The sequence below is a fragment of the Candidatus Thermoplasmatota archaeon genome, from assembly GCA_038884455.1.
GTDB lineage: Archaea > Thermoplasmatota > E2 > DHVEG-1 > DHVEG-1 > JAWABU01.
The window spans coordinates 17,717-28,151 of sequence record JAWABU010000025.1; the positions used below are offsets into that span (position 1 = coordinate 17,717).

The 10,435-nt window shown below is 37.4% G+C and carries 10 protein-coding genes; 7 read left to right on the forward strand and 3 right to left on the reverse strand.

What is annotated here, in order from left to right:
- Positions 1–15: 15 nt before the first annotated feature.
- The 6 genes from QXL17_05580 (at position 16) to QXL17_05605 (ending at position 6,319) form a co-directional block, all read left to right on the forward strand.
- Positions 16–1,005 carry a DUF4430 domain-containing protein gene (locus QXL17_05580; GenBank protein ID MEM4258605.1) on the forward strand — a complete coding sequence of 330 codons (990 nt, stop codon included), beginning with the start codon at positions 16–18 and terminating at the stop codon, positions 1,003–1,005.
- Positions 1,006–1,929 (forward strand): energy-coupling factor transporter transmembrane component T, encoded by a 924-nt coding sequence (locus QXL17_05585; GenBank protein MEM4258606.1) that lies wholly within the window; start codon positions 1,006–1,008, stop codon positions 1,927–1,929.
- Entirely contained in the window at positions 1,916–3,592 is a 1,677-nt protein-coding gene (locus QXL17_05590) for an energy-coupling factor transporter ATPase (GenBank protein ID MEM4258607.1), read from the forward strand. The genes QXL17_05585 and QXL17_05590 overlap by 14 nt, the downstream gene beginning before the upstream one ends.
- On the forward strand, positions 3,589–4,296 hold the full coding sequence (locus QXL17_05595; protein ID MEM4258608.1) for an ECF transporter S component: 708 nt from the start codon (positions 3,589–3,591) through the stop codon (positions 4,294–4,296). The genes QXL17_05590 and QXL17_05595 overlap by 4 nt, the downstream gene beginning before the upstream one ends.
- 222 nt (positions 4,297–4,518) lie before the next feature.
- A complete protein-coding gene (locus QXL17_05600) occupies positions 4,519–4,920 on the forward strand; it encodes a hypothetical protein (protein MEM4258609.1) in 402 nt (133 codons plus the stop codon).
- A 22-nt stretch (positions 4,921–4,942) separates the two neighbouring features.
- Entirely contained in the window at positions 4,943–6,319 is a 1,377-nt protein-coding gene (locus QXL17_05605) for an FIST N-terminal domain-containing protein (GenBank protein MEM4258610.1), read from the forward strand.
- Positions 6,320–6,352: 33 nt separating this feature from the next.
- Here the strand turns inward: QXL17_05605 and QXL17_05610 are convergent, their stop codons facing one another.
- Positions 6,353–7,522, reverse strand: coding sequence for an NAD(P)/FAD-dependent oxidoreductase (locus QXL17_05610; protein MEM4258611.1), 1,170 nt, complete (start codon positions 7,520–7,522; stop codon positions 6,353–6,355).
- Positions 7,519–8,691 carry an NAD(P)/FAD-dependent oxidoreductase gene (locus tag QXL17_05615; protein ID MEM4258612.1) on the reverse strand — a complete coding sequence of 391 codons (1,173 nt, stop codon included), beginning with the start codon at positions 8,689–8,691 and terminating at the stop codon, positions 7,519–7,521. Before QXL17_05615 ends, QXL17_05610 begins: the two co-directional genes overlap by 4 nt.
- Positions 8,692–8,785: 94 nt before the next feature.
- Between QXL17_05615 and QXL17_05620 the strand changes: the two genes are divergently transcribed.
- Entirely contained in the window at positions 8,786–9,961 is a 1,176-nt protein-coding gene (locus QXL17_05620) for an FIST N-terminal domain-containing protein (GenBank protein ID MEM4258613.1), read from the forward strand.
- A 36-nt stretch (positions 9,962–9,997) separates the two neighbouring features.
- Here QXL17_05620 and QXL17_05625 read toward each other — a convergent pair.
- On the reverse strand, positions 9,998–10,435 hold a 438-nt coding region (locus QXL17_05625), incomplete at its 5' end, for a transposase (protein ID MEM4258614.1).

A 10,435-nucleotide genomic window follows, 5' to 3' on the forward strand; every position in this document is an offset into this window, starting at 1 on the left:
GCTGAGGAGGAATATATGGGGAATTATACTCAAAAAAATCAAAAAGAACGGTTTTTTGCTGTGGTTGTTTTTGGAGCGATTTTTATCGTCGTTTTAGCGTTGAGTAGAACTCTGTTTGTTCCGCAGGTTGGAACAACGATTGAAATGAGTGGTACAGTTGAGGTTGTTGCAACCGTACATTTTGGTGAACAGGAGTTATTTCACAAGCAAGTATCGATTGACTCGCCAACAAACGCGATGCAGGTACTCTACCGGACGGCGGTGGTAGAAACAAGCTACGGTGGCGGTTTTGTAACTGGTATTAATAATATTTCATCTACGTTTTCGCATAGTGAAGAAACACCTAAGGATTGGTTTTATTATGTAAATGGGGTGTTGTCACCAGTTGGTGCAGTGCAGTATACGGTTGTTCCTGGTGATGTAATTCGATGGGATTTTCATTCATGGAGTGACACTCGGAGTGTTACTGCGGTTATTGCTGATTTTCCAAAACCTTTTCTCCAGGGTTTTCAGGGGAAGAAAATTCCTACAACAATTGTCTATGAAGCTGGTTTTGAACAGCAGGCATCTCAAATTCAGACGCTCCTTGGACAATATGGTGTACACGCTGCATGCGTTCGTACGGATCAGATTTCCTCTGACGTTCAAGCAGCACAGAATCTGATTCTTCTTGGGACGTATGCATCTCATCCTCTCATTCAAGAGATAAACAATCATACTGAAAGACTCGGGATTTTTGTAGAATGGGATGGCTGTTTTCTTCAAATTTTTGATGCGCGTGGGAATCAGAAGTTGCAGTATGAGTCTGGGGGTGTGATTGCTGCGATGCAGAATTTTTGGAATCCAAAAGGTTCGCTTCATGGTGAAAATGTGGTGTGGATCGTTGCTGGTGTTTCTTTTGATGATGTGGAACATGCAGTTCAGATTCTGATGCAACAGCCCTTGTTGGTGAAGAATTGTGCAAGTGTTGTCGTACGAGGTAATAGTGTTATTCGGGTGCCGTAGATGCAGTCTCTATTCTGTGATAAAAAAACACCGATTCATCGTCTTCATTCGTTATGTAAGCTTTTGTGGGTGTGTGGTGTGTTTCTAGGGAGTTTGGTTCTTAATGATCCGGTTCTTTTGTTGGTATTATTTTTATCGACGATTCCTTTTTTTGTTGTCGGTCAGATTGTCCATGAGTGGTTTGTTTTTCTGCAGTTTGCATTGTATTTTTCATTGCTTATTTTTCTGATCAATAGTTTGGTAAGTCAGCATGGATCAACCATACTATTTCAGAGCCCTTGGTCTTCGTATTCCTTTTCCATCACTTTGGAATCAGTTGTTTTTAGTGTAATGATGTGTCTTCGGTTGTTTGCTACCATCTCGGCTTTTGCTCTTCTGACGTTGACGGTTGATTCTGATTCGTTGTTGAATACGTTCAGACTGCTTCGTTTTCCCGAGAAAACGGTGTTTACCACGTCCCTTTCCTTACGGTTTATGCCGTTGCTTTTTCATGATCTTGAGTTGTTGCAACAATCCCTGCAAACACGAGGGTATTCATTACAACATTCGAAAAGGTTTTTCACTCGGATTCGGCGGCAGATGATCCTTGTGATTCCACTGCTTACAAATGCTCTTGATCGAGCAATACAATCAGCTGAAGCTATGGAAGCTCGTGGGTTCGGATCCTCGGGAAAAAAAACAGTGTTTAACAAGAAGAAGATAACGACGGTTGATGTTTTTCTTCTGGTGGTATCTAGTTTTGGAATCGTTTTTTTCTTTCTTCTTTTCATTTTTGATGTTTCTTCGTTTTCGGTGTATCCAACGGTATCTTCAATTCAGTTTTCTTTTTCATATCTCGTACTTGTATTCGGGGTTCTTGTTGTTGTAACGTTACCGATTTTATTCTCTCCGTTGAAAAGGATGATTGAGTATGATTCGATTTGACCAAGTCTCGTTTACCTATGCTGGCGCAACATCGCCTGCGTTGTATGATATTTCAATTCACATTTCTGATGGTGAGTTTGTATTGCTTACTGGGGTTTCAGGTTGTGGGAAATCAACGTTGTGTCGTTGTTTGAATGGTTTGGTCCCACATTTTTATGGCGGTCGAATTGCAGGTGCAGTTGATGTCTGTGGTCGTAATCCGTTTCAGGTGCCGCCGAAAGAAATGGCAAAGGTTGTTGGAATGGTTTTTCAGGATCCTGAGAATCAGATTGTGAAAACGACGGTTGAACAGGAGATTGCGTTTGGGTTGGAAAATCAAGGCATTGATCCGGTGTTGATGGTGAAACGTATTGAGGAGGTCTTGGATACCATCGGGATTGATCATCTCCGGAATCGTCACATCGATTCACTGTCAGGAGGTGAGAAACAAAAAGTTGCTCTTGCATCTGTTCTTGTCATGCATCCTAAGGTGGTTGTGTTAGATGAGCCGACGTCTGAACTTGATCCCAAAGGTGCTGAGGAGGTTCTTCAAATAGTCAAACGGTTGAATGAAGAATTTGGGTTAACTATCGTGTTAGTTGAGCATCGTCTTGATCGGGTGGTTCAGTGTGTTGATCGGGTTATGATTATGCAGCAGGGAGGCATTGTGTATGATGGTGATCCTCGGAGGTTGGTTACTCGGAAAGATGTGTTACCGATGCTGTGTGTTCCTCCAGTTGCTCGGGTATATCAGATGCTTGGGGAAAAAAAGACAACTCTGCAGGTTCCATTGACGATGAAAGAAGCCCGCTCAGTATATGCACCTTTTTTTATCAATCAAGTACGAACTAAGCAGGTGCATCATGTTTCTCACGTTCTGTCTCAGAAGCAGGGGACACCTGTTGTCGATGTTCGTCATGTATGGTTTCAGTATGAGAGGGGAGCGGTTGCATTGCAGAATGTATGTTTTTCATTGTATCCTGGTGAGTTTGTATCAATTCTTGGTCGGAATGCTTCCGGGAAGACAACCTTAGCGAAACTGATGATGGGTTTATTGAAACCATCGAAAGGATCTGTGTTCGTGCATGGTGTTGATACAAAAACATGTTCTGTTGAGGATATCGCTCAGCATGTCGGTTTTGTTTTTCAGGATCCAAATATGCATCTTTTTGCTGATACGGTTGAAGAAGAAATTATGTTTATGATGCAGAATCTTGGTTTTAGCTCAGAAGCGATGGCAGAGAGTCTTGAAAACATTCTTCATGAATTTGATCTTGAATCCTGTCGGACTCGGTATCCTCGATCGTTGAGCACTGGTGAGAAACAACGTGTTGCTCTCGCTTCTGTGCTCGCGGCACGCCCTCAGATTTTGATCCTTGATGAGCCGACTCGAGGTCTTGATGGTCAATTGAAAGAAACTCTGATGATGCATCTACGGCGGTATCGAGAACAAGGTGGTTCTGTTTTGTTGATTAGTCATGATGTTGAGTTGATTGCTCAGTATGGTGAACGTGTTGTATTGATGAGTGAGGGGAGCATTATTGCTGATGGTGATAAGCATGTTGTGCTTGCAAATTCACTGCATTTTTCTCCGCAGATCAATCGGTTAGTTCAGTCGTTTTCCTCAAGCGGTGTTCCTTCTGATGTGTTGACAGCTGATGAGTTACTTGAGGTTATCCGATGAAGAAAACAACTATCGTTACCAGTGTGTTTGTTTGTTGTGTTGTTGCTGTATTTGTTTTGTGGTTTTTAGTTCTGAGAAATTTTTGGCTTGTTGGTGGTGGTATTGTTCTTTTTGGTATTTTTGGTGGTATGATTCTTCAGTTTGAAACCGGTTTTTTTTCATCAAAAGAAGTATCGGTCATTGCTGTCCTCTGTGGTGTTTCAGCTGTTTCACGTGTTCCTTTTGCTGGGATTCCAAGTGTTCAGCCGTGTACGTTTCTTATTCTTTGTACAGGGTATGTTTTCGGTCCGGTTGCTGGTTTTATGACTGGTGCGATGACTGCTGTCCTTTCAAACATGTTTCTTGGTCATGGCCCATGGACTGTGTTTCAGATGATTGGTTGGGGTCTTGTAGGATGGAGTGCTGGTTTTCTTCCTAAACTTGGAGTAAAAATAAAAGGTCTGATGGTTGCTGGTTTTCTCTGGGGGTATGGATATGGTGTGATTTTGAATCTCTGGTATTGGACTTTGTATGTGTATCCGCATACGGTGACATCGTTTTTGTTTTCAACGGGGATGAGTTTTTGGTTTGACACATTGCATGCAGTTGGGAATGTGCTGTTCTTCTTGCTTCTTGGTGATAAGGTTCTCATGGTGCTTGATCGGTATAAGAAACGTTTTTCTTTTCATTTTTTCAGCAGCTCAAAAGAGGTTTCATCGGGTTGATTTTTTTTGTGTTGGTACAAATCAATGAAACGGTAGGTACTTGTTGTTTTATGCAAGGGTGGTATATATCTATTGTAATACAATTGTTTTTTTTAGAACATATGAGATATTGGTATTACAAAATTTAGAGATCTAGAGTTTGAAGATGTGATTATGAAACGATATGTTTTATAGTAAATTATTTTTATATCCTCATGCATATAGAGGATGTGAGGGATTCGCATGCAAAATGATCCGATTGCTCAAGTATTAGATGATCTGCTCAAGTTTGATGATATTTTAGCGTGTATGGTTGCCAGGAGGAATATGATTAGTGTTGAGCCGACGGGTGGTACAGGTAGTTTTAAACCCGAGGTGTATGAGATATGGGATCTTATTAAACGTGCTATGGATGATGTCTTTGGTGTAATTGCTGCGTATTCTCAGATTGGTCTTGGTGAGATGGAGTTTCGGCTGCAGGATTATGAGGTTTTGTTCTACGTGTTTCCTGATACGGAGAACGCACTGGTTGCGATTGTTCCTGCGCTTGCAAATAAGGGTTTGCTTGAGGTTGAATTGGAGAATGCCCGTCGGGCGATATTGAAGATAATGAATCCTTCTATAGGGGTAGTAAAAAGTGTATGAGGTCTTGTTTTGTGAGTGAGTGATGATGGTTGAAACAGAAGTAATGGTTGAAGATGGAACAGTCTTGCTTGAGAAAAAGCAGGATGTGGAACAATCTTCGAAAGAGGTTGGTCGTCGTTCGGATTCTGAGTTTGAAGCTTGTGTGGGTTTGAGCAGGAAATGGGATGCTCGTGAGGCTGGTCGTGAGGTTGCACAGACAGCGATAAAAGGTCTCAGTCGTCCTCCTGATTTCTTCTTGTTGTTTTCTACGATTCATTATGAGAAACATGGTGGGTTTCAAGAGTTTCTCAATGGTGTGTGGGAGGTGCTGCCAGAAGGAACACCGTTGATTGGAGGTACTGTTGTAGGATTTACTATCCCACAAGGTTGTTACATGCGAGGTGCTGTTTCCTTAGCAGTTTCATATCAAAATATGGATGTTGCAATTGGAATTGGACATAACACCAAGAGGAATCCAAAAAAAGCAGCTGAAGAATGTATATCATCTATAAAAAAGGAACTGCATGATTCAAATTATCCCTCTAAATTTCTGTACTGTTTCATATCATCTAGTCTAGTAATGGAGATACCATTTGTAGGTAGAAAAAAGATACTTAAGAACAAGGCGGTAGGCAGTGCAATTACCTCATTACTAAATTTTACTCATTATTTCCAAAAGGGCTTAGGCAGAGAAGATGAAGTTTTAAATAGAATAGTTAAAGATTTTCCGGATTACAGCATCATCGGTGGCTCTTCTTTTGACAACATGGATTTTATAACAAATTACCAATTTTATAATAATGAATGTACTACCAATTCCGTCGTTGTTTTATCTATCAATACTGATATGAAAGTTTGCACAGTCTTTGATCATGGAATGAAAAAAACAAATAAAACTTTAAACGTTACTAAATTGGATAAAACAAAGCATGTAATCAAGGAAATTAATTATAAACCTGCTGTTGAGGAATTTCTACGTATCTTGGATTGGCCTGTCGATTTTTTAGATGAAAAAAAAGTCTATACCACAGTTCCATACTATCCATTGGGTTTTGATAAAGGAAAATATGTTGTACCTGCAGTTACACCATATTTTTATGGAAATTGTATCTTGACTTCATATCCAGTTGTTGATAAAAATATTTTTATACTGACGGGTTCTGGAAAAACAATGATCGATTCATTGAAAAATTCTTTAGAAAAATCGACTGTTACTGAACCAAAATTAGGTATATTTTCAGAATGTGCTACACGAGTATTTTCATTAGGGTCTAATGTTTACAAAGAACAACAGTATCTAAAATCATTTTTTGGCGATATCCCCTTCTTAGTTTTGCACATGGGCGGGGAATGTAGTTACACAAGTGATAAAATAGAAATATATGGAAATGAACTGATATGTAGTAGTTTATTTTCTTAGTTATATATATTTTATATTTTTTAATTGTTCATATTATGATTGAATTTTTGATTTTAACAATGATAGAACACGATTATATTCAAAATCACATAATTTTTCAATGTCGTTTGGTTCAAATGCTCCAATTAATAAGCCTCCGAATAATAAATTTTGTGCAGGTGCATTAGATAAGAAAAGCTTCTTTATTAATTCCGTATATATCTTAGAATTAAAATAACTATCTTTAAAAATATTTTCAATTTGATTAGTATAAATCTTCGATATTTTAGAATCAAAATTAGAATATTTTATTGATATTTTTCCAGCAATATCTCCACAGATAATTGCAGGTAATATACCTTCTACAAATGGTTTTAAATTTTGATTTGCAGCATCTCCAGCCAAGATAACATTTTTATAAATCCATTTATCTACTAAATCAGACCATATAGATTTTTTACTTTTTTCAATAACAAATTCAGCATTTTTCACTTGTTTTTTTACTGGAGGTATCTCAAGAAATTCGTAAAAATATTTCTCGATTTTTTTCTGTGGTAATAAACCCCCAACCCCGATATTCGCTGTATTTTTTGATTTTGGAAAAATGTATGCATAACCCCCGGGAGTAAAATCACCGATAAAGATTTGCTCGAATCTAGGTTTTGTAATATTAAGAGATTTCATCTCCCAACTATATATCTCGCCAATATCCCCTTTTCCTGGGTTAAATAAACCCAATTGCTGTAGCACTGTAGATTCAGATCCGTCTGCACCAATCACTATTCTCATTTTTATCTCAAATTCTTTTCCAGCTTTTTGAACAATTGCCTTTTTGATATCTCCATTATTGTCAAAATCAAATCCTATTAATTTAGTATTTTCCCATAATTTGGCGCCTTTATCCTTAGCTCTTTTAGCAAGCCAATTTTCAAATTTTTCTCTATCAATTGTATACCCCTCCCAAAATCCACCAACGTGTTCAATTGTGACTCCATCGATCCAAAAGTACATTCCGTCTATTTTCCATTTTAATTGATCTTTCGGTATTTTGAGAGGAAGAAGCGGGAAAAGATATTTTCCTATTCCCTCTGCACATTGAACAGGGTAACCTATTCTTTCTTTTTTATCAATAAATATGGTCTTTTTTCCTTTTGATATAGCAGATCGTGCAGCACTAGATCCAGCGGGTCCCGCACCAATAACAAGAACATCACATTCTATCATATCACACACCCGATACCTTTGAATAATATTTTTATTAATCTTAAATCTTTCAGAAGAAGAGGTGTTACCCTGCTGGTTAATTTGGGCAGATTATCAAATAATTTTTCAATATTCCCCTCCTCGTTTAAATTGTTGAATAATTTTACAATACAGTCAATGTCTTCATTTTCTAACTTATTAAGGAATTGTCTCATTTTAAATTGCCTTTTAAATTCAGTAACTATCTCCTGATTAACGGACAATTTATATTCCTCATGTATATCTTTTCCTGATGCGATAGCCTCTGCCGCGAATACGCCTGATTTTATCGCATTTGTAACCCCGTAACTTAGAAATGGATCCATGAGATTCGCTGCGTCACCAATAAACAACATATTATCTTGACTTAATGAGCATGGTTTTGCAACATAGAGATCTCCGTGTATATGTTTTTTAATTTTAGATTTTGAAATCGCTTTTCCTATAACATTTTTTTTCTTAAAATCTTCTAATCCAAAATTATTTTCTGCAGTAGTTCCATATGCAAAATATCCTGTATTTTCCTCTGAATGTTGAACCATATAGAGATAGCTTCCAGGAAAAAGTGTATTGTCAAAAAAAATGTGAGGTACATCAGGGTCAATATCTATTTTATCAAAAATAAATCCTTTTGTATGCATTGTCTGTATTATGTTCTCTTTTTTATCATTGCTGAAAAAGGGTGGATGGCTTCCAGTAGCAATTACGATAGTTCTTGGTTCATATGTCATTTTTTCTTGTGTACTCTGATTAACTACCGTTACACAGTTATTATTTATACTAATAACCTTGGTGTCAATAACGATATTAACATTAGATTTTTTTAAAACAGAGTTCTCATAAGAATTACTGTCTCCTCGTTTGAACCAGATGTCGTGAATATTTGATCGTAATTCAAACATGTTTTGATTTGGGGAAAACCATCTTGAAATATTCGTTTCCTTTAAAATTGGAAGGTTGTATTTCGTAAGTAATTTTTTCAGACCTTTATCTTCTGCAAAGTCAATTTTTTGAGAATGAGATTGCCCTATTTTTTTTGATTTTTCAATAAGGTGAACATCATGAACTCCTAATTTATCTAAAACTGTAGCACATGTTGACCCTGCTATTCCTCCTCCAACAACCAACACATCACATTGTATCGTAGACATAGAATCACTCCTGTAAGTACAAAGTCAATAAAATAGTTTTTCCTGCTAAAAACATTAGCACGTCACACTCAGTCGTCCTCCTGATTTTTTCTTGTTGTTTTCTACAATCCACTATGAGAAACATGGAGGGTTTCAGGAATTCTTAAACGGTGTATGGGAGGTAATGCCTGAAGGAACACCGTTGATAGGAGGAACGTTCTCCGGTTTTGCTAATAATAAAGGATGCTTTACCAGAGGGGCTACTGCACTTGCAGTTTCTTCAGATCAAATTAAAGTAAAGATTGGTTATGGAAAAAATATTAAAAGATCACCAAAAAAAGCTTGCAAAAATTTAATAAAAATGTTGAAAAATAACGCCCCTCCTTTATATAAAAATAGATATATCTTTGAATTTATTTCCAGTGGAACGGTCCCAAAATTTACACGACTTGGAAGAACAAGAGTATTGAAAGTCCCTCGTTTATTGAATAAAGCTATTAACCCAACATTTTCTATTTTAACGAGAGTTTTTCAATATGGTGTCGGTCGAGAGGAAGAAGTATTAGAATTTTTAGCCAAATCATTTCCAGATCACCTTATTTTTGGAGGGTCAACATCAGATGACAATAAATGGGAACGAAGTTATCAGTTTTTTAATAATCAAGTTTTTCAACATTCGATAGTTGCATTATCAATAGAAACAAATCTGAATAATCTTTTTGCATCTCAGACAGGATTTACACCGACAGGAATAAAGATGAAACCAACGAAAATAGGTAATTTTAATTGTTCTATTGTTCAATTAGATGGTAAACCTGCATTTAAAGAATTTAGTTCACGAATAGGATGGCCTGAGACACTATTTGATGAAAGATTACATAGAAAAACGTTATATTATCCATTGGGAGCAAATGATGAAAATGGTCAGTATCTTCGGCTTGTAGCTCTTGTCATAGGTTCGAATTTGGTTTTTTCTAATCGAGTTAAACCAATAGATTTAGAAATTTATACTGCATCTGGAAAAGGGTTGATGGATGCGATTGACACTGCGATTTCTACGTTTAATGGAAAAAAAGAAGATATCATTTTTTCATTTGTTGTTTCGTGCACAGCACGTTTGGAAGCGCTCGGTCGACATATTTACTCGGAGCAAAAAAAACTGGAAAAATGTTTTAGAGAAAAACCGTTTATTATAGTTTATGCATCTGGAGAAGATTCTATAGGTTTATCTGGAAAATGGGTACGTCGTAACGAGAGTTTCAATATTATGAGTTTCTACAAGGGGGAGTGATTTTCTGCAAATAGATATAACTTCATTGGTCATCGGTTAAGCCCACCATTCCTCCCTAAATCTCTGTCGATTCACATGCGGATCAAATGCCTGACAATCGTATAAAGTATAGAAATCCATCAGATCCATCTTGATATTCAGATAATGAAGCAATGCAGTGAGATGTTTACCCGCAGTTTCAGAGAATATCGTACTCCAGCGCAGATGGGTAAAACGAACCACTTCCCTACCTTTGGATTCTGCTATCTGCCGAACAAGGTTGTAAATCAACCTACTGACAAGAAGGGTAAGTATCGCCACCAAAATCAATGCCTCAACAATCTTTGCATTGGTCGTTTTAATCATATCCAGAGCATATCTGCTCTTCAGTTCTTTGAAGATAAGTTCTACTTCCCATCGCGCTCCGTACAGAGAGACGATATCATCTGCCGTTAATAGATCACTGGGGATGTTTGCCAGATACAAATGATAGGT